Annotated in this window: 20 protein-coding genes and 1 riboswitch; of the genes, 9 read left to right on the top strand and 11 right to left on the bottom strand. The window is 70.8% G+C overall.

The window, feature by feature from the left end:
* The first annotated feature begins 97 nt into the window (after nt 1-97).
* The 5 genes from ACIRC0_RS11215 to ACIRC0_RS11195 all read left to right on the top strand — a co-directional run bounded on the left by ACIRC0_RS11215 (nt 98) and on the right by ACIRC0_RS11195 (nt 6,299).
* Nucleotides 98-364, top strand: coding sequence for a DUF3311 domain-containing protein (locus tag ACIRC0_RS11215; protein WP_403614246.1), 267 nt, complete (start codon nt 98-100; stop codon nt 362-364).
* Nucleotides 361-1,989 carry a monocarboxylate uptake permease MctP gene (gene mctP, locus ACIRC0_RS11210; RefSeq protein ID WP_403614243.1) on the top strand — a complete coding sequence of 543 codons (1,629 nt, stop codon included), beginning with the start codon at nt 361-363 and terminating at the stop codon, nt 1,987-1,989. Before ACIRC0_RS11215 ends, mctP begins: the two co-directional genes overlap by 4 nt.
* An 81-nt stretch (nt 1,990-2,070) precedes the next feature.
* On the top strand, nt 2,071-2,580 hold the full coding sequence (locus ACIRC0_RS11205; RefSeq protein WP_403614240.1) for a GNAT family N-acetyltransferase: 510 nt from the start codon (nt 2,071-2,073) through the stop codon (nt 2,578-2,580).
* Nucleotides 2,581-2,657: 77 nt separating this feature from the next.
* Nucleotides 2,658-2,748, top strand: a riboswitch (cobalamin riboswitch).
* A gap of 144 nt (nt 2,749-2,892) precedes the next feature.
* On the top strand, nt 2,893-5,286 hold the full coding sequence (locus ACIRC0_RS11200; RefSeq protein ID WP_403614237.1) for a ribonucleoside-diphosphate reductase subunit alpha: 2,394 nt from the start codon (nt 2,893-2,895) through the stop codon (nt 5,284-5,286).
* On the top strand, nt 5,286-6,299 hold the full coding sequence (locus ACIRC0_RS11195; RefSeq protein ID WP_403614234.1) for a ribonucleotide-diphosphate reductase subunit beta: 1,014 nt from the start codon (nt 5,286-5,288) through the stop codon (nt 6,297-6,299). The genes ACIRC0_RS11200 and ACIRC0_RS11195 overlap by 1 nt, the downstream gene beginning before the upstream one ends.
* 63 nt (nt 6,300-6,362) lie before the next feature.
* Here the strand turns inward: ACIRC0_RS11195 and ACIRC0_RS11190 are convergent, their stop codons facing one another.
* The 10 genes from ACIRC0_RS11190 to ACIRC0_RS11145 all read right to left on the bottom strand — a co-directional run bounded on the left by ACIRC0_RS11190 (nt 6,363) and on the right by ACIRC0_RS11145 (nt 16,594).
* Entirely contained in the window at nt 6,363-7,727 is a 1,365-nt protein-coding gene (locus tag ACIRC0_RS11190; protein WP_403614231.1) for a cytochrome P450, read from the bottom strand.
* Nucleotides 7,724-8,809: an epi-isozizaene synthase gene (gene cyc1, locus ACIRC0_RS11185; RefSeq protein ID WP_403614228.1), complete on the bottom strand. Its 1,086-nt coding sequence runs from the start codon at nt 8,807-8,809 to the stop codon at nt 7,724-7,726. Before cyc1 ends, ACIRC0_RS11190 begins: the two co-directional genes overlap by 4 nt.
* A gap of 320 nt (nt 8,810-9,129) precedes the next feature.
* Entirely contained in the window at nt 9,130-9,780 is a 651-nt protein-coding gene (gene def / locus ACIRC0_RS11180) for a peptide deformylase (RefSeq protein WP_403614225.1), read from the bottom strand.
* Between the two features lie 96 nt (nt 9,781-9,876).
* A complete protein-coding gene (locus tag ACIRC0_RS11175; protein ID WP_403614222.1) occupies nt 9,877-10,857 on the bottom strand; it encodes a tetratricopeptide repeat protein in 981 nt (326 codons plus the stop codon).
* 140 nt (nt 10,858-10,997) lie between these two features.
* Nucleotides 10,998-12,242 carry an HD-GYP domain-containing protein gene (locus ACIRC0_RS11170; protein ID WP_403614220.1) on the bottom strand — a complete coding sequence of 415 codons (1,245 nt, stop codon included), beginning with the start codon at nt 12,240-12,242 and terminating at the stop codon, nt 10,998-11,000.
* A complete protein-coding gene (locus tag ACIRC0_RS11165; protein WP_403614217.1) occupies nt 12,239-13,621 on the bottom strand; it encodes an HD-GYP domain-containing protein in 1,383 nt (460 codons plus the stop codon). The genes ACIRC0_RS11170 and ACIRC0_RS11165 overlap by 4 nt, the downstream gene beginning before the upstream one ends.
* Before the next feature lie 193 nt (nt 13,622-13,814).
* Nucleotides 13,815-14,117: a mycothiol system anti-sigma-R factor gene (gene rsrA, locus ACIRC0_RS11160; protein WP_388990925.1), complete on the bottom strand. Its 303-nt coding sequence runs from the start codon at nt 14,115-14,117 to the stop codon at nt 13,815-13,817.
* Nucleotides 14,114-14,794 carry an RNA polymerase sigma factor SigR gene (gene sigR, locus ACIRC0_RS11155; protein ID WP_219822307.1) on the bottom strand — a complete coding sequence of 227 codons (681 nt, stop codon included), beginning with the start codon at nt 14,792-14,794 and terminating at the stop codon, nt 14,114-14,116. The genes rsrA and sigR overlap by 4 nt, the downstream gene beginning before the upstream one ends.
* A 308-nt stretch (nt 14,795-15,102) precedes the next feature.
* The gene (locus ACIRC0_RS11150) at nt 15,103-15,729 is read right to left on the bottom strand and encodes an alpha/beta family hydrolase (protein WP_403614725.1); all 627 of its coding nucleotides are present in this window, start codon (nt 15,727-15,729) and stop codon (nt 15,103-15,105) included.
* 10 nt (nt 15,730-15,739) lie between these two features.
* A complete protein-coding gene (locus ACIRC0_RS11145; protein WP_403614214.1) occupies nt 15,740-16,594 on the bottom strand; it encodes an SOS response-associated peptidase in 855 nt (284 codons plus the stop codon).
* A 49-nt stretch (nt 16,595-16,643) separates the two neighbouring features.
* On the opposite strand from ACIRC0_RS11145, the gene ACIRC0_RS11140 reads away from it, so the two are divergent.
* The 4 genes from ACIRC0_RS11140 to ACIRC0_RS11125 all read left to right on the top strand — a co-directional run bounded on the left by ACIRC0_RS11140 (nt 16,644) and on the right by ACIRC0_RS11125 (nt 20,296).
* The gene (locus ACIRC0_RS11140; protein ID WP_403614722.1) at nt 16,644-17,375 is read left to right on the top strand and encodes a M50 family metallopeptidase; all 732 of its coding nucleotides are present in this window, start codon (nt 16,644-16,646) and stop codon (nt 17,373-17,375) included.
* Nucleotides 17,376-17,526: 151 nt separating this feature from the next.
* On the top strand, nt 17,527-18,843 hold the full coding sequence (gene aroA, locus ACIRC0_RS11135) for a 3-phosphoshikimate 1-carboxyvinyltransferase (protein WP_403614211.1): 1,317 nt from the start codon (nt 17,527-17,529) through the stop codon (nt 18,841-18,843).
* Between the two features lie 17 nt (nt 18,844-18,860).
* Nucleotides 18,861-19,871 (top strand): ribosome small subunit-dependent GTPase A, encoded by a 1,011-nt coding sequence (rsgA, locus tag ACIRC0_RS11130; protein WP_403614719.1) that lies wholly within the window; start codon nt 18,861-18,863, stop codon nt 19,869-19,871.
* A gap of 101 nt (nt 19,872-19,972) precedes the next feature.
* The gene (locus ACIRC0_RS11125) at nt 19,973-20,296 is read left to right on the top strand and encodes a multidrug efflux SMR transporter (protein ID WP_366023644.1); all 324 of its coding nucleotides are present in this window, start codon (nt 19,973-19,975) and stop codon (nt 20,294-20,296) included.
* A gap of 47 nt (nt 20,297-20,343) precedes the next feature.
* Here the strand turns inward: ACIRC0_RS11125 and ACIRC0_RS11120 are convergent, their stop codons facing one another.
* Nucleotides 20,344-20,952 (bottom strand): TetR/AcrR family transcriptional regulator, encoded by a 609-nt coding sequence (locus ACIRC0_RS11120; protein WP_403614208.1) that lies wholly within the window; start codon nt 20,950-20,952, stop codon nt 20,344-20,346.
* Nucleotides 20,953-21,008: the final 56 nt, after the last annotated feature.

Below are 21,008 nucleotides of genomic sequence, written 5' to 3'. Positions count from 1 at the left end.
CGATATGCGGACGAGGGCTTCCGCTTTCATGACGGGGTCACCTACATTGCCTGCGCATTACACAGGTGCACAGGTGACAGTGAGGGGACGGAGCCGCATGTCCGATCAGCCAGATGCAGCCAGAGCGGCGGTGGTGACGCCGGTGCGCGTCGTCATCGCCCTCTGCCTTGTAGCACCCTTCGTCGCGATGCTGTGGGTCGGCTCGTACGCCAAGACGGACCCCGCGTTCATCGGCATCCCGTTCTTCTACTGGTACCAGATGCTGTGGGTGCTCATCTCCACGGCGCTGACGATGCTCGCGTACAAGCTGTGGCAGCGTGACCAGCGCGCCCGCGCCGGCCAGAAGGGGGGTGCGTCGCAGTGAAGAACGGCGTGAACGGCGTCGCGCTCGGCGTCTTCATCTTCTTCTTCCTGGCCGTCACCGTCATGGGCTTCCTGGCGGCGCGCTGGCGCAGGGCCGACAACGAGCACAGCCTCGACGAGTGGGGCCTCGGCGGCCGCTCGTTCGGAACCTGGATCACCTGGTTCCTGCTCGGCGGCGACCTGTACACCGCGTACACGTTCGTGGCCGTCCCGGCGGCGATCTACGCGGCGGGCGCCTCGGGCTTCTTCGCGGTGCCCTACACCATCCTGGTGTACCCGCTGATCTTCACCTTCCTGCCGCGCCTGTGGTCGGTCTCGCACCGGCACGGATATGTCACGACCTCGGACTTCGTGCGCGGCCGGTTCGGTTCGAAGGGCCTGTCGCTGGCGGTGGCGCTCACCGGCATCCTGGCCACCATGCCCTACATCGCGCTCCAGCTGGTGGGCATCCAGGCCGTGCTGGACGTGATGGGCGTGGGCGGCGGCGAGAACACCAACTGGTTCGTGAAGGACCTGCCGCTGCTGATCGCCTTCGGTGTGCTGGCCGCGTACACGTACTCGTCGGGCCTCAGGGCGCCCGCTCTGATCGCGTTCGTGAAGGACGCGCTGATCTACATCGTCATCGCGGTGGCCATCATCTACATCCCGATCAAGCTGGGCGGGTTCGACGACGTCTTCGCGAAGGCGGGCCAGGCGTTCGCACAGGTCAACCCGGCGACGGGCAAGCCGCGCGGGGCCCTCGCGCCCGTGGAGGCGACCCAGTGGACGTACGCCACGCTGGCGCTGGGCTCGGCGCTCGCGCTGTTCATGTACCCGCACTCGATCACGGCGACGCTGTCCTCGCGCAGCCGTGACGTGATCCGCCGCAACACCACGATCCTGCCGCTGTACTCGCTGATGCTGGGACTGCTGGCGCTGCTGGGCTTCATGGCGATCGCCGCGGGCGTGAAGGTCAAGAACGGGCAGCTGGCGATTCCGCAGCTGTTCGAGAACATGTTCCCGGACTGGTTCGCGGGCGTGGCCTTCGCGGCGATCGGCATCGGCGCGCTGGTGCCCGCGGCGATCATGTCGATCGCGGCCGCGAACCTCTTCACCCGCAACATCTACAAGGACTTCATCAAGCCGGACGCGACGGCGGCAGAGGAGACCAGGGTCTCCAAGATCGTGTCGCTGCTGGTGAAGGTGGGCGCCCTGGTCTTCGTCCTGACCATGGACAAGACGGTCGCCATCAACTTCCAGCTGCTGGGCGGCATCTGGATCCTGCAGACCTTCCCGGCCCTGGTCGGCGGTCTGTTCACCCGCTGGTTCCACCGCTGGGCGCTGCTTGCGGGCTGGGCGGTCGGCATGGTCTACGGCACGCTGGCGGCGTACGGCGTGGCGTCCCCGACCCAGCCGCACTTCGGCGGCTCCGCCAAGGAGATCCCCGGCATCGGGGAGATCGGCTACATCGGCCTGACGGCGTTCGTGATGAACGTGGTGGTGACGGTGGTGCTGACGTTCGTCCTGAAGGCGCTGAAGGCTCCGGAGGGCATCGACGAGACGAGGCCGGAGGACTACACGGCGGACGCGGGCGACCCGGGGGTGCAGGTGGAGCTGCCGCCGGCCACGGCCGGCACCTCGCACTGAGTCCACGTCGTACGCGGGTCAGCGGGCCGTCGGAGAAAATCCGGCGGCCCGTTGTCGTACCCGTCCGGCACACTCGGCCCCATGGACCTCACCATCCGGCAGGCGACCCCCGACGAGTACGCCACGCTCGGCGAGATCACCGCGCGGGCCTACCTCCAGGACGGCCTCCTCGACTTCGGGGAGAGCGACGCCTACCTCGACGAACTGAAGGACGTGGCAGGGCGGGCGGCCGCGGCAGAGGTACTGGTGGCCGTGGCGGACGGGCATGTGCTCGGCGGCGTCACCTTCGTACCGGCCGGCGGCGGCCCCATGGCCGACATCGCGGGACCGGGGGAGGCCGAGATACGGATGCTCGCGGTCGCGCACGCCGCCCGCGGCCGGGGCGCGGGAGAGGCTCTCGTCCGCGCCTGCGTCGACCGCGCACGGGCCACGGAAGGCTGCGTACGGGTCGTCCTGTCGACCCAGCGCACGATGCGCACCGCCCACCGCATCTATGAACGCCTGGGCTTCGTTCGCACACCCGAGCGGGACTGGAGCCCCCTCCCCCATCTCGACGACATCACTCTCCTCACCTACGAGTTGACGCTCTGAGGCCACTGGGACACAACATCTGGGGGTGGCGTCGCAGCCCGGCACAAGATGTATGCTCATGCTCGCTGTCGCCGCAGGGGAATCCGGTGCGAATCCGGAACTGTCCCGCAACGGTGTACTCGTACACGTATGCCTGCATGTCGTCGTACGAGCGTCAGTCCGAGGACCTGCCGACAGCGCGCCCGGCCGTCCGGTCCGGGTGCCCTGACGTCCGGGCCTCGCGGAATGGGCCGGTGGACGCGACGCCGCGTGCGCTCGTGAGCTGCCCCCTGCCCTCCGCCAGGCCCCGTGCCGAGCGAGGGAGAGCCCCACGTGACCATCGCGCCAGTCGATCCGGCTTCAGCCACGGGCCTGGAAACCGACGGTCCCGGTGCCGCGCTGCTGCGGACCCTGACCGAGCTGACCGCCGACCTTCCCGACGCCGACCCCGGCCGGGTCGCCGCCGCCGCGCTGCGCGGCCGGTCCGCCCGCGCCGACGAGGCGGAGCTGCGCGAGCTGGCCACGGAGGCGGCCGCGGGCCTCATCTCCGAGGACCCCGCCTACTCGAAGCTGGCCGCCCGCCTGCTGACCATCGGCATCCGCGCCGAGGCCGCCTCCCAGGGCGTCACGTCGTTCACCGAGTCCATCGCCGTCGGCCACCGGGAAGGGCTCATCGCGGACCGCACCGCCACGTTCGTACGCCTGCACGCCGACCGTCTCGACGCCCTGGTGGACGAGCGCGCCGACGACCGCTTCGGCTACTTCGGCCTGCGCACCCTGCACAGCCGCTACCTCCTGCGCCACCCGATCACCCGCAAGGTCGTCGAGACGCCCCAGCACTTCATGCTCCGCGTCGCCTCCGGGCTCGCCGAGGACACTGCGTTCGATCCACAGGCGGGCAGCCGGGCGGTGGACGACGTCGCCGCGCTGTACGAGCTCATGAGCCGGCTCGACTACCTCCCCTCCTCCCCCACCCTCTTCAACTCCGGCACCCGGCACCCCCAGATGTCGTCCTGCTACCTCCTCGACTCCCCGAAGGACGAGCTCGACTCCCTCTACGAGCGCTACCACCAGGTCGCCCGCCTCTCCAAGCACGCCGGCGGGATCGGCATCGCCTTCTCCCGCATCCGCTCCCGCGGCTCCCTGATCCGCGGCACCAACGGGCACTCCAACGGCATCGTCCCGTTCCTGAAGACCCTCGACGCCTCGGTCGCCGCCGTGAACCAGGGCGGCCGGCGCAAGGGTGCCGCCGCCGTATACCTGGAGACCTGGCACTCCGACATCGAGGAGTTCCTCGAGCTGCGGGACAACACCGGCGAGGACGCCCGCCGCACCCACAACCTCAACCTCGCGCACTGGATCCCGGACGAGTTCATGCGCCGGGTCAACGCGGACGAGCAGTGGTCGCTGTTCTCCCCCTCGGACGTGCCCGAGCTGGCCGACCTGTGGGGCGAGGAGTTCGACGCCGCCTACCGCAGGGCCGAGGCGGCAGGTCTCGCCAAGAAGACGATCCCCGCCCGCGACCTGTACGGCCGCATGATGCGCACCCTCGCGCAGACCGGCAACGGCTGGATGACGTTCAAGGACGCCGCCAACCGCACCGCCAACCAGACGGCCGAGCCGGGCCACGTGATCCACTCCTCCAACCTCTGCACGGAGATCCTGGAGGTCACCGACGACGGGGAGACGGCGGTCTGCAACCTGGGCTCGGTCAACCTCGGTGCCTTCGTCGACACCGCGACCGGCGACATCGACTGGGAGCGGCTGGACGAGACGGTCCGCACGGCCGTGACCTTCCTCGACCGCGTCGTGGACATCAACTTCTACCCGACCGAGCAGGCGGGCCGTTCCAACGCCAAGTGGCGCCCGGTCGGCCTCGGCGCGATGGGCCTGCAGGACGTCTTCTTCAAGCTGCGGCTGCCCTTCGACTCCCCGGAGGCCAGGCAGCTGTCCACCCGTATCGCCGAGCGCATCATGCTCGCCGCGTACGAGGCCTCCGCCGACCTCGCCGAGCGCAACGGCCCGCTCCCGGCCTGGCAGAAGACCCGTACGGCCCGGGGCGTGCTGCACCCCGACCACTACGGCGTCGAGTTCACCTGGCCGGAGCGCTGGGCGGCGCTGCGCCGGCGGATCGCGACGACCGGGATGCGCAACTCGCTGCTGCTGGCCATCGCCCCGACCGCCACCATCGCCTCGATCGCCGGCGTGTACGAGTGCATCGAGCCGCAGGTCTCCAACCTGTTCAAGCGGGAGACGCTGTCCGGGGAGTTCCTCCAGGTCAACTCCTACCTGGTGAACGACTTGAAGGAGCTGGGCGTGTGGGACGCCCGGACCCGTGAGGCGCTGCGCGAGTCGAACGGCTCGGTGCAGGACTTCACCTGGATCCCGGCCGACGTACGGGCGCTGTACCGCACGGCCTGGGAGATCCCGCAGCGCGGTCTGATCGACATGGCCGCCGCGCGCACCCCGTTCCTGGACCAGTCCCAGTCACTGAACCTGTTCATGGAGACGCCGACCATCGGCAAGCTCTCCTCGATGTACGCGTACGCCTGGAAGCAGGGCCTGAAGACGACGTACTACCTGCGTTCCCGCCCGGCGACCCGTATCGCCCGCGCCGCCCAGGGCCAGGCCCAGTCCCAGAAGCCCATCCCCGTCCAGCAGGCCGCCGACCCCGAAGCGGTCGCCTGCTCCCTTGAGAACCCCGAGTCCTGCGAGGCCTGCCAGTAATGACCACCCGATTCCAGAACCTCCTCGACCCGGGCTTCGAGCTGACCCTGCGCCCCATGCGCTACCCGGACTTCTACGAGCGCTACCGGGACGCCATCAAGAACACCTGGACCGTGGAGGAGGTCGACCTCCACTCGGACGTCGCCGACCTCGCCAAGCTCACCCCGGGCGAGCAGCACCTGATCGGCCGACTGGTGGCCTTCTTCGCGACCGGCGACTCGATCGTCGCGAACAACCTGGTGCTGACCCTCTACAAGCACATCAACTCCCCCGAGGCCCGGCTGTACCTGTCGAGGCAGCTCTTCGAGGAGGCCGTCCACGTCCAGTTCTACCTGACGCTCCTGGACACCTACCTCCCCGACCCGGACGACCGGGCGGCGGCCTTCGCGGCCGTGGAGAACATCCCGTCCATCCGCGAGAAGGCCGAGTTCTGCTTCAAGTGGATGGACTCGGTGGAGAAGATCGAGCGTCTGGAGACCAAGGCCGACCGCCGCCGGTTCCTCCTCAACCTGATCTGCTTCGCCGCGTGTATCGAGGGTCTGTTCTTCTACGGCGCCTTCGCGTACGTCTACTGGTTCCGCAGCCGGGGCCTGTTGCACGGCCTGGCCACCGGCACCAACTGGGTGTTCCGCGACGAGACGATGCACATGTCGTTCGCGTTCGACGTCGTGGACACCGTCCGCAAGGAGGAGCCGGACCTCTTCGACGACGAACTCCAGCAGCAGGTCACCGACATGCTCCGGGAGGCCGTCGAGGCCGAGCTGCAGTTCGCCCGCGACCTGTGCGGTGACGGCCTGCCGGGCATGAACACCGACTCGATGCGGCAGTACCTGGAGTGCGTCGCCGACCAGCGCCTCACGCGCCTCGGGTTCGCCCCGGTGTACGGCTCGGAGAACCCCTTCTCCTTCATGGAGCTGCAGGGCGTCCAGGAGCTGACCAACTTCTTCGAGCGGCGTCCGTCGGCGTACCAGGTCGCGGTGGAGGGCACCGTCGACCTGGACGAGGACTTCTGAACGCCTGCCGGCGCGGGTTCAGGCGGCCCGAGGGCCGCCTGTACCTGCGTCCGGTGCGGGTGGTCAGCGGGGCAGGGCCCGCAGCAGCAGCCGGCGTGGGCGGAGCGTGATGCCGATGCGGGGCCCGGGCTCGGACCCGGGTGCCTGTTCGAAACGGTAGGCGGAGGCCATGGCCGCGGTGAGGAGCGTGAGTTCGGCCATCGAGAAGTGGTCGCCCGGGCACTTGCGGTTGCCGACGCCGAACGGGGTCATCGCGTGCTTGGGGACCTCCTTGGCCCGCTCAGGAAGCCACCGGTCGGGGTCGAACTCCAGATGCCGCCCGTACGAGCGCGGATCACGCTGGATCGCGTACGGGCTGTAGACGACGTCGGCCCCGGCCGGGATGCGGTACCCGCCGAGCTGCGTGTCGGCCACCGCCCGCCGCGTCAATATCCATACCGCGGGATGCAAACGCATTGTCTCGACGATGACGTGCGCGGTGTACGTCAGCTTCCGGACGTCCTCGAATGCGACCGGCCGGTCGCCCACGACGGTTTTCACCTCGTCGCGGATCTTGTCACCCTGGTCCGGGTGCTCGGTGAGGACCTTCAGGAGCGACATGATCATGGAACCGACGGTTTCGCTTCCGGCGGTGATGATGGCGACGACCTGGTCGTGGATCTCCTGTTCCCCGATGGCCTCGCCATTCTCGTCCTTCGCCTCCAGCAAAGCCGTCAGCAAATCGTCCGGCTTTTGACCGGATGCCCGGCGGTCGGCGACGATCTCGTCGACCAGGAGATGCAGATCGGCCAATGCCCGGTTGAATTCGCGGTTGGCCGGAAGCGGCAGGCGATAAAGCGGCCCCAGGGGCAGGACCATGCGCTGGTACATACCGCTGAACAGTGTGGTGAGCGCCGCACAGATCCGCTCGGCCCGGGCGTCCATGTAACTGCCGCGCATCAGGCAGCGGGTGGCGACGCGGACGGCCACGCGGAAGGCCTCCGTGGTGGCGTCGAGGGCGGCGCCGGAGCGCCAGCGTTCCACGAGCGCGTGCGCCTCCTCCGCCATGATCGGGCCGTAGGCGGGGATGGCCTCGAGCCGGAAGGCGGGCTGGATGGCCCGCCTCTGGCGCCTGTGCAGCGGCCCGTTGCTGGTGGCCACACCCTGCTTGCCGAGCAGGTCCTCGAGCGACTCCCACAGCGCCCCGCCGATCTGGAAGTCGGTGCTGAGCGCGAGGGCGCCGGCGAGTTCGGGGCTGGTGACCGCGTACAGCGTCTTCGGGCCGATCCTCAGCCGTACGACGTCGCCGTCGTCCCGCAGCCGGGTGAGGAAGCCGAGCGGGTCGCGGGCCAGTTTCCAGCCGTGTCCGAGAGCGGGGACGCCGCCCGCTGCGAGTGGCGGAACAGACGGCTCCATGGGCGCCTGGGTCCTGACCGATTCCAGAGTCATTTCTCACCTGCCGCTTCGTTGTCGACGTACGGGGGTGTCGACCGGTCGTCCCAGCTGTCGACCCGGTACCGGCCGGACTCGTGATGGAACCAGTACACGGTGCTGAACCAGTTCCGCATGTTTGCGACGATCGCCCTGACCGCGATGCCAAGTTCCTTTTCCCGCACCGTTCCGGCCGCGAGGGTGTCGGCGAAGCGCAGTGCCTCCTTTTCGGCGGCGACGAAATCGGTGACGCATTGCCCGACCCGCCGCCGTATTTCCGTGACGGCCTCTTCGAGCGTCAGCCCCTCATGATGGATGAGACTGATTCCGAGATTGTGGACCTCGTCCCCCGCTATTTCCTTGGGGAGCGAACACAGGTCGTTGTACCAGGCGGCGAACTCCTGGCTCAGCAAGGCCGCCCGTCGGTATGCGGGGTGTTTCCTGACGTGGTCCGGCAGTTCGCATTCGGCGCTCAGCTCCAGCAGATCCGTCCAGATCCAATGCGCGAAGGTGAGCCGGCGCAGTTCGAGGTAGGCCTCCACCGTCGGGACGCGTCCCAGGGTGCGGTTGCGGAACTCCCGGTCGTACGCCTCGATCACCGCGTGGAAGTGCCGGGCGAAGCGCGCGTTCCACGTGGGGCCGAGGAACGAGTACAACCGCAGCACGCTGTCCGCGAACCCGGCGACCAGGGGATCCCGGTGGTGCAGATGGTCCGCGGGAGAGTCCAGGGCCGTGTGCAGTCGCGACCTCAGCCTCCCCCAGGCGGCGGGCCGGCGGTGCACGATGTCCCGGTCGTGGCGGTCGTCCCAGACGAAAAACCACGCGCTGTAGTCGGCTATCGCCTGCAGGACCTCGTCGGGAGCGCCGATGTAGTAGCCCGCCATGAGGTCGGTGTAGCACAGTCCGTCGGCATATTCCTCGACCTTGTCCGCCGGCATGAGCCGCTTTTCCAGCAGCCAGGAACGTGTCTTCTCCTGCAGGCAGGGCCAATACGGGTGCAGTCGACGGGGAAACGCGGCCTCGATCACCGGCAGTCGGAGCGCCGGTGGAACCGCGGCCGCGGTCGCCGTCGGTGAAGTGCTGTGTGGGAAAGCTGGCACGAACAAACCCCTCTCAGCAGCCGGTTGGCGCCGCGCCCCCTCCGTCGTGCCGGGCGCACCGCCGTCGCGTTGTCCCGCGCATTCCATTCAGCACTACAACTGACCGGCATGGGAACGGATTTGCTTCACTCACTCCCCTACTGTGCCGAGATTCTCCCCTTGTGTGACTGATTAAGGATCAGTTCATGCGTACAGGGGATCGAATGTGCGACGCACACATGAACGCGACACCTACGCGAACGGCGCCGGGCAGGGCGGAGTGCCCGGCCCGGCGCCGTCGACGAGGGAGTGCCGGGGGTGTCCGAGACACCCCCTGGGGTTCAGTCGTTGGCCACCACGGGGTAGCGGGGTTCGTTCTCGGCCATCTGCCGCAGGGCATCCTTGCGTTCGCGCTTGGAGAGCCGGTCGATGTAGAGGTAGCCGTACAGATGGTCCGTCTCGTGCTGCAAACACCGCGCGAAGTAGCCGGTGCCGCGCACCTTGATCGGGTTGCCCTTCTCGTCCTGCCCCGTGACCTCGGCGTAGTCGGGGCGGGCGAGCGGCGCGTAGGCGGTCGGCACGGACAGGCAGCCCTCGTTGCTGTCGTCCAGACGGCGCTTGTCGGCGGGCAGGTCGACGAGCTTGGGGTTGCAGACCACGCCCACGTGGCGCACACCCTCGTCGTCCTGGCAGTCGTAGACGAAGACCTTCAGATCGACACCGATCTGGTTCGCGGCCAGGCCCACGCCCTCAGCGGTGCGCTGGCTGGCGAACATGTCCGCGACCAGCTGCTCGAGCTCCTCGCCGAACTCGGTGACGTCCTTGCACTCCTTGTGCAGCACCGGGTTGCCGACGACCGTGATCGGCCGCGAGGTGCCCCGCTCCCGCCAGGCCGTCTCGCGCTCCTCGCAGTCCTCCGTGTCGACGACGAAGCCCTCGCCGTCGACGGGGAGCACGCCCGCGTGCTGCTGATCGGTGTCCTGCTGCGCCATGACCGACGTACGCCTTCCTGCAACCATGGGAAATCTGCGAGTACAGCCTACGGGGCGTGGTCGGGTGACTTCCCCGGGAGGCCGGTGAAGGCCCGGTCAACACACCTCTTCGAGGTCCCGCCAGTCCCGGGAATCGGGACTGTCCGCGACCCACCCGTCCAGCAGCCCCCGAACGAGCGAAGCCGGCGCGGCCACCCCGCACTCCCGCTCAGGCACCCACAGCTGCCCGTCCGTACGGTGCCCCAGCGGCCCCGGGTGGCCGGGCTCGCTGTGGTCGTGCGGGTCGAGGTGCTCGCCGTCGCCCTCGTCGGCCGGCATCCGGGACTCGGAGCACGTACGGCACAGCAGCCGCACGGACGAGGACCAGTCCTCCGCGGCGAACCCGGCGTCGGCGGCCAGCTGCTCCAGCGCGTCCCGGTCGGCCTCCGTGGCGGCCTCCAGCAGGACCACCCAGGTGGGCACCGGCGAGGGCGCCCACAGCTCGATCTCGTCGAAGACGGGGTAGGTGTGCCCGGCGGCCGTCGTGCGCTCCCCGTGCGGCACCCCGTCGTGCAGCACGACCTCGCCCCAGCGGCGCCCGGAGGACGGCAGCGGGATGGAGAGCACCTCGATACGGGCGGGGTCCAGCCGGCGGCCCCAGACCACCTCGGCCTCGCCCTCCGGCGACAGCCGCACGGCCGCGCTGCCCAGTTCCATCCCGGCGGGCTCCGAGGATACCGCGGCACCTCCCGGCACCTTCAGCCCGTACGCCTGCCAGGCGCGGCGGGCCAGCGGCCAGTCCTGCAGGGCGGTAGCGGCGATGCCCACGTTCCACCAGTCGGGCGCCCCGGTCTCCTTCTCGAGCAACGCCACGGCGCGCAGCCCGGCGGTACGGGCCTGCTCCCAGTCGTGGCGGAACTTGTGCAGCAGCGCCAGGTTGAACCAGGACTCCGATAGCCAGGGCTCCAGGTCCGCGGCACGGGTCAGCAGCGCTCCCGCGTCCTCGTACCGGCCGTCACCGATCAGGGTGAACGCGCGGTCGGTGGCCTGCCGCCAGGAGGCGGAGGGCCGGTGCCGTCCCTTCCCGAAGATCCTCACGATTCCGCCTGCCAGTCCCTTGCGATTCCCGCCTGCCGGATTCCTGCCGTCTGCGGGGGCCACGGACCGAGCTGTGCCCCCGAACACCCTCTCCTCGCATCCAACCACGTACGGCCGGACGGGCGCTCATTACCGATGGGTTACCCCACCACTGGGGCCCTCAGACCGTCTCGCTGCAGCACTCGTGCGAGTGATTCCACGACCTCCGGCTGGTAGTCGCGGGCGCAGGCGAGCCGCAGCCGCTCCAGCGCGCTGAGCGGTCCCCCCGGTCCTGTCTCTTCCCTCGCCATCTCCTCGTACGCGTTGACCGCCCGGACGATTCTGGCGCTCACCGGCTGTTCCCGGTAGGGGTCGGCCTGCCGTTCCACGACGACGGCGACCTCGGCGTCCACACCGGTCTGACGCACCACGGCGCCGCCGAGCAGGGCGATGCGCCGCTGTTCCTCGGCCGGCAGCCGGGCGGTGGCCCCGGCGGGAACGGGATCGACCAGGCTGAGCTGCCCGATGTCGTGCATGAGGGCCGCGTACTCCAGGACGGTCAGCTCGGGCTCGGTGAGGCCCATCTCACGGCCGACGGCCCGGCTGAGCTCGGCCACGCGGCGGGCGTGTCCGGGGGGCGTGTACCCGGCGATCTCGGTGGCGCGGGCCAGGGAGGCGATGGTCTGCCGGTAGGTGGTGCGCACGGCCGCGTAGCGCCGGTAGGAGAGCTGGGTGAGCAGCAGCGGAAGCGAGAAGACGGGCAGCGCCCACAGGCCGGCGACCGCGACGGCCAGGGACATCACGGCTCCCGTGGCGCACACCGCGGAGCCGATGCCGCACCTGCCGCGCAACTCCTCGCGCAGCAGCGGCCCGAACGGCCAGCGGGTCCGGCAGTGCGCGAGCGCGGCGGCGAGCACCGCGTCGCAGAGGGTGGTCAGGACGAGCAGGGCGACGACGATCAGCGCGTACGCGGGTCCGCTCCGGTGATGCGGTCCGCCGTGGTGGTAGAGGGGCTGGAAGCAGACGGCGGCGAAGCCGACGGTGAGCAGGCGGCGGGTGAGGTGGTCGGTGGTTGGGCCGCGCCCGCGGGCCACGTGCGGCACGCAGCCGGCGAGGGAGGCCGCGAGCACCACGGCGACGACCTGGGGCACGCCGTGGTGGGTGGGCCGGCCGGCGGTCTCCCCGAGCAGGGCGTAGGCGAGCGCCCCGGCCGCCCCGAGGGGTGCGGGCTCCCGCTCGCCGCTGCCGCTCCACCGGCCGAGCTCGCCGACGCCGACCAGCACCCCGAAGGCGAGGGCGGCACCGGGTTCCTCGATGCCGTGCCAGAGGGTGGGGGCGAGAGCGCCGGCGCCGAGGAGCCCGGCCGCCGCGTGGGCGAGGAGGAGGGGGAGGCGGCGGGCGGTCATGCACCGCCCCCACCGGGTCCCCGCCCGGCCGGGCGGCCGGCCACGGGCAGGGCCGGAGGCGGTACGTTTCCGCGCGCCCGGGCGTCCCGGGCCTCCTCGCGCCGTTCCTCGTCCGCGGTCACCACCGGGTGCCAGCCGTGGCGCGCGAGGGCCCGGACGAACGCCCCCACCATCGCCGGGTCGAACTGCGACCCCGCGCACCGCCGGAGTTCGTCCAGGGCAGCGGCGACGGGGCGGGCCCGCCGGTAGGAGCGGGTGGAGGTCATGGCGTCGAAGGCGTCGGCGACGGCGACCACACGGGCGCACTCGGGGATGCGGTCGCCCGTCAGCCCGTACGGATACCCGCTGCCGTCGAGGCGTTCGTGGTGGTGGAGGATCGCGGACCGCGCCTCGTCGAGGAACCCGATGCCGCGGACCATCTCGTGGCCGTACTCGGGGTGCAGTTCGATGATCCGCCGCTCCTCGGGGGTGAGCGGCCCGTCCTTGCGCAGCAGCCGGGTGGGCACGCCGAGTTTGCCCACGTCGTGCAGGATCCCGGCGAACCGCAGCACCTCGACGCGTTCGTCGTCCATGCCGAGTTCCCGGGCGATCATCATCGAGGCCTGTCCGACCCGTTCGCTGTGCCCGCGGGTGTAGCCGTCCTTGATGTCGACCGCCTGGACGAGCGCCCGGATCGTGGCCTGATGGGCCGCCCGCTCGCGGTGGTACTGGGCGAAGACCCAGCAGGAGACGTACATGGGCAGCAGCACGAGCAGAGCCGCGACCGGCCCGTACGTGCTGCGCCACAGCACGGCCATCATCAGCCCGGCCAGGCCGTGCACGGTGACGGGCGCGAGGGAGCGCAGGAACAGGCCGCGCCAGGCGGTGTGCGCCGGTACGCCCTCGGCGAGCGCCAGGATCCCGCCGTCGAGGGCGGTGAGCGCCAGGCAGAACGCCACCACGGCGGCGCCCGCGGGCAGGAGCGCGTACGGGAAGCGGGCGCCGACGACCGCGTCGTGGCCGCCGAGCGACCAGTGCACCCGGGAGGCCGCCCACACGGCCAGGGCGAGCTGTGCGGCCCGCCACGTCCGGCGCAGCCGGGCCGGCCGCCCGTCGACCCGGGCGAGCAGGGCACCCGGCAGCGGCACGAGCGCGGCGGCCGGGGGCGGCAGCAGGAAAGCTCCGGCGAGCAGCACGGGGAAGAACGTGCCCATGCCGTCGGGTGCGTGGCGGCCCACGAGGGAGCACCGGGGGACCTGCTCGCAGCCGGCGTAGAGCACGGCGAGCAGGGCGACCGCCCACCAGGGGACGGGCAGCTCCGGCACCGGGGCCACGCAGAACAGGGCGGCCAGGGCGGCACAGCCGACGTACACGTAGCCCCAAGGCCGAACCGGTCCCACGACGCCACCTCCCGCCGACCGGCGCCCGGCCTGGAACCGGGCGGGCCCGGTCATGCCCCATTCAGGCTCGGGAGCCTAGAGGGGGAGGTGGCGCACCGGGGCGGCATTGGCCGAATCCATGGGCTTCCGGCCCGTGGATTAGCACGTTCGAGTGACGAACTGCCGAGGATTGACCGAGTGTCCGAACTCGAGTTCAGGACTCCTGCGGAGTGGCGGTCACATCGTGCTCGGGGACCGTCTGGCCGGAGCGGATCAGCTCGATGCGGCCCATGACCTTCGCCCGCAGGTCCGTCGGCACGTCGTCATGGCCGCAGCACCGCTTGACCAGCTTCTTCACGGCCTCTTCCAGCCCGTACTTCTCCAGGCAGGGAGAGCACTCCTTGAAGTGCTGCTGGAACTTGGTGCGATCGACGTCCGGCATCTCACTGTCGAGGAACTCGTAGAGATGGTCCAGGACCTCACTGCAGTCCGTCTCGTGCGGCTCTCCGCAGCTCATGAGCCCGAGCCTTTCTCGTTCGACTCTCCGGCGCCGGCCGGGACCAACCCGCGCTCGCGGGCGTAGTCCTCGAGCATGCCGCGCAGTTGACGGCGGCCCCGGTGCAGCCGGGACATCACCGTGCCGATGGGTGTCCCCATGATGTCGGCGATCTCCTTGTACGCAAAGCCCTCCACGTCCGCGAGGTAGACGGCGATGCGGAATTCCTCGGGGATCGCCTGGAGCGCTTCCTTGACGTCCGAGTCGGGAAGGTGGTCGAGCGCCTGCGACTCCGCCGAGCGCAGACCGGTCGACATGTGCGACTCGGCACGTGCCAGCTGCCAGTCCTCGATCTCCTCGGCCGCGCTGCGCTGGGGTTCGCGCTGCTTCTTGCGGTACGAGTTGATGAACGTGTTGGTCAGGATCCGGTACAGCCAGGCCTTGAGGTTGGTGCCCTCGCGGAACTGGTGGAAGGACGCGTACGCCTTCGCGTACGTCTCCTGCACCAGGTCCTCGGCGTCGGCCGGGTTGCGCGTCATGCGCAGCGCGGCCGAGTACATCTGGTCGAGGAATTCGAGCGCGTCCCGCTCGAAGCGCGCACTGCGCTCGGCGGACGACTCCATGCCCGTGCCCCGGCCCTCGGGCTGCTCCGCCTGGCCGTAGTCGGTCCCTGCGTCGGTACCGGTGACCGGACCCACCTCCTCCAGCGACATGGCAGGACCGAAACCGATCCCACTCGAATCGGAGGATAGACGAACATCGTTGCCCGCCGCCGCTCGAATCGGAGCGGTCTTGGCCGCGTGCAGCACCGTCCAGTCCAGGTCAGCGCTGCTGCTGCGGCGCGAATCAGACTCCGCCGGGCGCAGCCCGTCCACGGGGTGGTGGTGGGCGACGGGCGGGCAGATGGTCGAACCCATGCGGCGGACTTCCTCTCGTCGGTGCGTTCAGCACGCCCGGTGCTGTCTGATCCCGACAACAGTGGTCCGCCTCGCCACATTCCCGGCCGTCACCCGAGTGACGTGGCCCACTTCACCACGGCGTCGGTGATGGTCTCCAGGGCCTGTTCCTGGGTGATGTCCGCGCGCTTGGGCACGGCGAAGCCGTGGTCGCCGTACGGCACCTCGACGATCTCGTAGGAGCCCCGGGGGAACTCCTCCGGCTTGCCGAACGGGTCGTTGCCGCCCTGCACCACCAGCGTGGGCACGCCCGCGCCCAGCAGTTCGTCCGCGCGGGACTTCTCCGGCTTGCCCGGCGGATGCAGCGGGAAGCTCAGGGCGAGGACCGCGTGCGCGCCCAGCTCGGCGGCGGTGCGGCAGGCGACCCGGGCCCCGGCGCTGCGTCCGCCCGAGATCACCGGCAGCCCGGGGGCGACGAGCGCGGGCCACACCCCGAGCCAGCCCAGATCCAGCGTCTTCGGCGCGGGCGCCACCTTCTTGCCGGCGACGCGCCAGGGCTGCTCCACGAGCGCGACGCTCACGCCGTGCGCGGGCAGGACCCGGGCGAGCGCCTGGAGATCGCGTGCCTCGATACCGCCGCCGGCGCCGTGGCTCACGGCCAGGACCAGCCTCGCCTGCTTCGCCCGGTGCCAGGTGACGCGGGCCGTACCGGCGTCCGTCTCGACGCTCTGTGTCACATCGGTCACGTCAGAACAGTGTGCCCTCTTCGGGCCCCGCCAGCTCCTTCAGCAGCTCCGGGCCGTTGTTGCGGACGTTGCTGACCGCCGTGGAGACCGGGTAGGCGCGCATCAGGCCCGGGGGTGGCGGGTCCAGCAGGGAGCGCAGCTCGTCGGGGTCCGTGCGGGAGGGGTCGAGCCAGGCGTCCCAGCGGTCCGGGGTGAGCATCAGCGGCATCCGGGGGTGGATGTCTGCCAGGGTGCGCGGGCCCTCGGCCGGCGCCACGGCCAGCGGTGTCGTCTCCGCCTCCGTGGTGATCACCGAGCAGGTCGCCCACCAGGCCTGCGGGTGGTCGTCGGGCAGGGTCCTGTCCCTCCAGAACTCGTACAGCCCGGCCATCGCGAAGACCGACCCGTCGGCGGGCAGCACGAAGTACGGCTGCTTGCGCGGGCGCTTGCGCCTGCCCTCGACCTCCAGGTCGCGCTCGTCCTTGCCGGTGACCCACTCGTAGTAGCCGTCGGCGGGGATGATGCAGCGCCGGGCGGCGAAGGCCCGGCGGTACGACGGTTTCTCGTGCACGGTCTCGGCGCGCGCGTTGATCATGCGGGCGCCGCCCTCGGGCGTCTTGGCCCAGGAGGGGACGAGGCCCCACTTGAGCCGGCGCAGCTGGCGAACCGGGCGTGGGTCGCCGGCGTCCTTCACAGGACGGTCCAGGACCGCGTAGACCTCCTTGGTCGGAGCCACGTTGTAGTCGGGCGCCAGTGTCTCCTCCGGCTCCCTCCCCCCAGCTCTCGGCTCCGCTCCGGCAGAGGGGACCCCCATCTCGATCTCGAAGATTCCTGCGAGATCCTCGGGCCTGCGACTCGCTGCGTACCGTCCGCACATGCGTGCCACACTGCCAGATCCGCCGACACCCCTGGAGCCACTCACCGCAATGGACAGCCTCGCCTCGACCTCGCTGAGTTCGCTGCCCGATCTCTGGGACGCGGTCTTCGGCAGCCAACCGGACCCCGCTCTGTGGGTGGTGATCGCCACGATGGTCGCGGCGCTCGCCGTGGTCGTCCCGCACAACCTGTGGCGGATATCCCGTAACGCGATCACCATCGCGCACGAGGGCGGCCACGGCCTGGTCGCGCTGCTGACCGGCCGCACGCTCACCGGCATCCGGCTCCACTCGGACACCAGCGGCCTCACGGTCAGCCGTGGCAAGCCGTACGGGCTCGGCATGATCCTCACCGCCGCCGCGGGCTACACCGCTCCCCCGCTCCTCGGCCTCGGCGGCGCGGCGCTGCTCGCCACCGGGCACATCACCGCGCTGCTGTGGCTGGCCACCGCGCTGCTCGTGTCGATGCTGGTCATGATCCGCAACGCGTACGGGGCGCTGACCGTGCTGCTGACCGGCGGCACGTTCCTGGCGGTGTCCTGGCTGACCGGCCCGCAGGTGCAGGCGGCGTTCGCCTACGCGGCGGTGTGGTTCCTGCTCCTCGGCGGCGTACGCCCCGCCTTCGAGCTGCAGGCCAAGCGGTCCCGCGGGAGCGCCGGGGACTCGGACGCCGACCAGCTCGCCCGGCTGACGAACGTGCCCGCCGGGCTGTGGCTGTTCCTGTTCCACGCGGTGTCGCTGTGCTCCCTGATGGGCGGCGGACGCTGGCTGCTGGCGATGTGACGCCGAACGGGGCGCCACCGTGCCGATGTGCGGCTCCGCCGCGTCGGGGTCCCCCTGTCCGAACCAGGCCGAGGACTCGGGCAGCGACCGGCCACGACGGCGCCGCTCCCGAACGATGCTCCCCTCAACAGCGCCCTTATAGAGTGGGGCCATGGCCCCGAACCCCCCGCACACCGCCCTCTGGCCCGCCCCGCACGCGAGCGGAGCCGTCGACGCGACGGTTCACGTGCCCGGTTCCAAGTCGGTCACCAATCGCGCCCTCGTGCTCGCCGCCCTCGCCTCCGAGCCGGGCTGGCTGCGCCGCCCGCTGCGCTCCCGCGACACCCTGCTGATGGCCGCGGCCCTGCGCGCGATGGGCGTCGGCATCGAGGAAGGGGTCGGCCCGGACGGCTCCGGCGAGACCTGGCGCGTCATCCCCGCCGCACTGCACGGCCCGGCCACGGTCGACGTCGGCAACGCCGGCACCGTGATGCGCTTCCTGCCCCCGGTGGCCGCGCTCGCCGACGGCCCGGTCCGCTTCGACGGCGACCCGCGCTCGTACGAACGCCCGCTGAACGGCGTGATCGACGCCCTGCGCATCCTCGGCGCCCGCATCGACGACGACGGCCGCGGCGCGCTGCCGCTGACCGTCCACGGCGGCGGCGCGCTGGACGGCGGACCGGTGCCGGTCGACGCGTCCTCGTCCTCCCAGTTCGTCAGCGCCCTGCTGCTGTCCGCCCCCCGTTTCAACCAGGGCGTCGAGGTCCGCCACACCGGTGCGACGCTGCCCTCCCTGCCGCACATCCGCATGACGGTCGACATGCTGCGCGCGGTCGGCGCCCAGGTGGACACCCCGGAGTCGGGTGGCGAGCCCAATGTCTGGCGGGTCACGCCGGGCGCCCTGCTCGGCCGTGACCTGACCGTCGAGCCGGACCTGTCCAACGCCCAGCCGTTCCTCGCCGCCGCCCTGGTGACCGGCGGCAAGGTCGTCATCCCGGACTGGCCCGCCCGCACCACCCAGCCCGGCGACCGCCTGCGTGAGATCTTCACCGAGATGGGCGGCTCCTGCGAGCTGACCGAACGGGGCCTGGTCTTCACCGGTTCCGGTGCCATCCACGGCATCGACGTGGACCTTGGCGAGGTCGGCGAGCTGACCCCGGGCATCGCGGCGGTCGCGGCCCTCGCGGACTCCCCGTCCACCCTGCGCGGCGTGGCCCATCTGCGGCTGCACGAGACCGACCGCCTGGCCGCCCTGACCAAGGAGATCAACGAGCTGGGCGGCGACGTCACCGAGACCGCCGACGGTCTCCACATCCGCCCGCGCCCCCTGCACGGCGGGGTCTTCCACACCTACGACGACCACCGCATGGCCACCGCGGGCGCCGTCATCGGCCTCGCGGTCGAGGGCGTGCGGATCGAGAACGTGGCGACCACGGCCAAGACACTGCCGGACTTCCCCGACCTGTGGACCGGGATGCTGGGGAACTGACGGGCGGACTGACGACCATGCGCCGCTACGGCAAGCACACCGACGAGGACGACATCCGCACGCGTCCCAACCGCAGGGGCAACCGGCCGCGTACGAACATCCGGCCGAAGCACGAGGACGCGGCGGAGGGCATGGTCCTCACCGTCGACCGCGGGCGGCTGACCTGCCTCGTCGACGGCCGTACGGTCATGGCGATGAAGGCCCGTGAACTGGGCCGCAAGGCCGCGGTGGTCGGTGACCGCGTCGCCCTGGTCGGCGACCTGTCCGGCCAGAAGGACACGCTCGCGCGGATCGTCCGCATCGAGGAGCGCTCGTCGGTGCTGCGCCGCACCGCCGACGACGACGATCCCTACGAGCGCGTGGTCGTCGCCAACGCCGACCAGCTGGCCATCGTCACCGCCCTCGCGGACCCCGAGCCGCGCCCGCGCCTGATCGACCGCTGCCTGGTCGCGGCCTACGACGGCGGCCTGGAACCGCTGCTGGTGCTGACCAAGTCGGACCTCGCCCCGCCCGAGAAGCTCCTGGAACTGTACGGCGACCTGGACATCCCCTACGTCGTCACCAGCCGTGAGGAACTGGAGACCGGCGACGCCGCGGACCGGGTGCGCGAGCATCTCGACGGCAAGGTCACCGCGTTCGTCGGGCATTCGGGCGTGGGCAAGACGACCCTGGTCAACGCGCTGGTTCCGGAGGACCGGCGCCGTCTGACGGGGCACGTCAACGCGGTCACGGGCCGCGGCCGGCACACCACGACCTCGGCGCTGGCGCTGCCGCTGTGGGAGGCGGACGGCTGGGTCGTCGACACCCCGGGCGTACGGTCCTTCGGCCTGGCCCACATCGACCCGTCCCGCGTCATCCACGCCTTCCCGGACCTGGAGCCGGGCACCGAGGGTTGCCCGCGGGCGTGCAGCCACGACGAACCGGACTGCGCGCTCGACGCGTGGGTCGCCGAGGGGCACGCGGATCCGGCCCGGCTCTACTCCCTGCGCAGGCTGCTCTCCACAAGGGAACGCAGGGAGGGCGACTGACCTCGCCGGTGTTTGCGTCGCTCACCCGCAGGTAAAGGCTTACTCGCATCGAGATCCGACAGGACCTGAGCAGTCGGCGTGGGGACGCGGGAGGACGACACATGGCGTGGCTGCTGGTCATCGTGGCCGGACTTCTCGAGACCGGTTTCGCCGTCTGCCTCAAGCTCTCCCACGGTTTCACCAGGCTCTGGCCGACCATCGCGTTCTGCTGTTTCGCACTGGGCAGCTTCGGCCTCCTCACGCTGTCCTTGAGGAAGCTGGACGTGGGTCCGGCGTACGCGGTGTGGACGGGGATCGGGGCAGCGGGGACGGCGATCTACGGGATGGTGTTCCTGGGGGACCTCGTGTCCACGCTGAAGATCGTCTCGATCTCGTTCGTGATCGTGGGCGTGATCGGCCTGCAGCTTTCGGGTTCGGCTCACTGAGACCGAGGGTCACGCCCGTTGAAAGGCGCGGGGCCGGCGGCGCACCGTCACCGAACCTGCCGCGGCAGAGCGGCCCGCACCAGTTCCGCGACCCCACCCTCCCCCGGCGGTGCCGCCACACACGACAGCGACAACCGGACGGCCACCTCACAGGCACGGGCCAACTCCGCGGCATCGCCCTTGCCCATCCCGGGCCCGGCCACCGTCGCCACGGCGCGATCACGGACCAGGCCCACGAGATCCGCCGGTGAGGGCAGTGGCCCATCGGCCCGCCGCTGTGCCGGTACGGCGGAGCCGGACGGCACGGCGGCGAGCGGCGGCGACGGCAACGACTCGCTCCAGCATCCGGTGAGCATGGCGCGGACGAGGACGTTCTCGCGGGCCGCCGAGACGGTCCACTCCGCGGCCGAAGCCAGTCGCTCGCCGACGTCCCCGTGTGCGGCGAGCGCCCTCTCGACACCGGCGAGGTACCCGTCCGCCTCCCGGCGCACCAGGGCGCGGGCGAGCCCGTCCTTGCTGCCGAACTCGTTGTACAGCGTCTGGCGGGAGACACCGGCCGCCGCGGCCACGTCCACCATGCGTACGGCGGACCACGGACGGCGCAGGAGCGCCGTATAGGCGGCGTCCAGCAGGGACTCCCGCGCTGCAGGCATCATCGCCTCCCTCGGGACCAGCGGCTCTGACGCACAGGGTTGACGCGTGCACCAACAGT

This window comes from Streptomyces sp. NPDC093984 (assembly GCF_044764595.1).
GTDB classification, from domain to species: domain Bacteria; phylum Actinomycetota; class Actinomycetes; order Streptomycetales; family Streptomycetaceae; genus Streptomyces; species Streptomyces cynarae.
The sequence above is the reverse complement of the archived record's forward strand: the minus strand, read 5'-3'. Positions and strand labels throughout refer to the sequence as shown.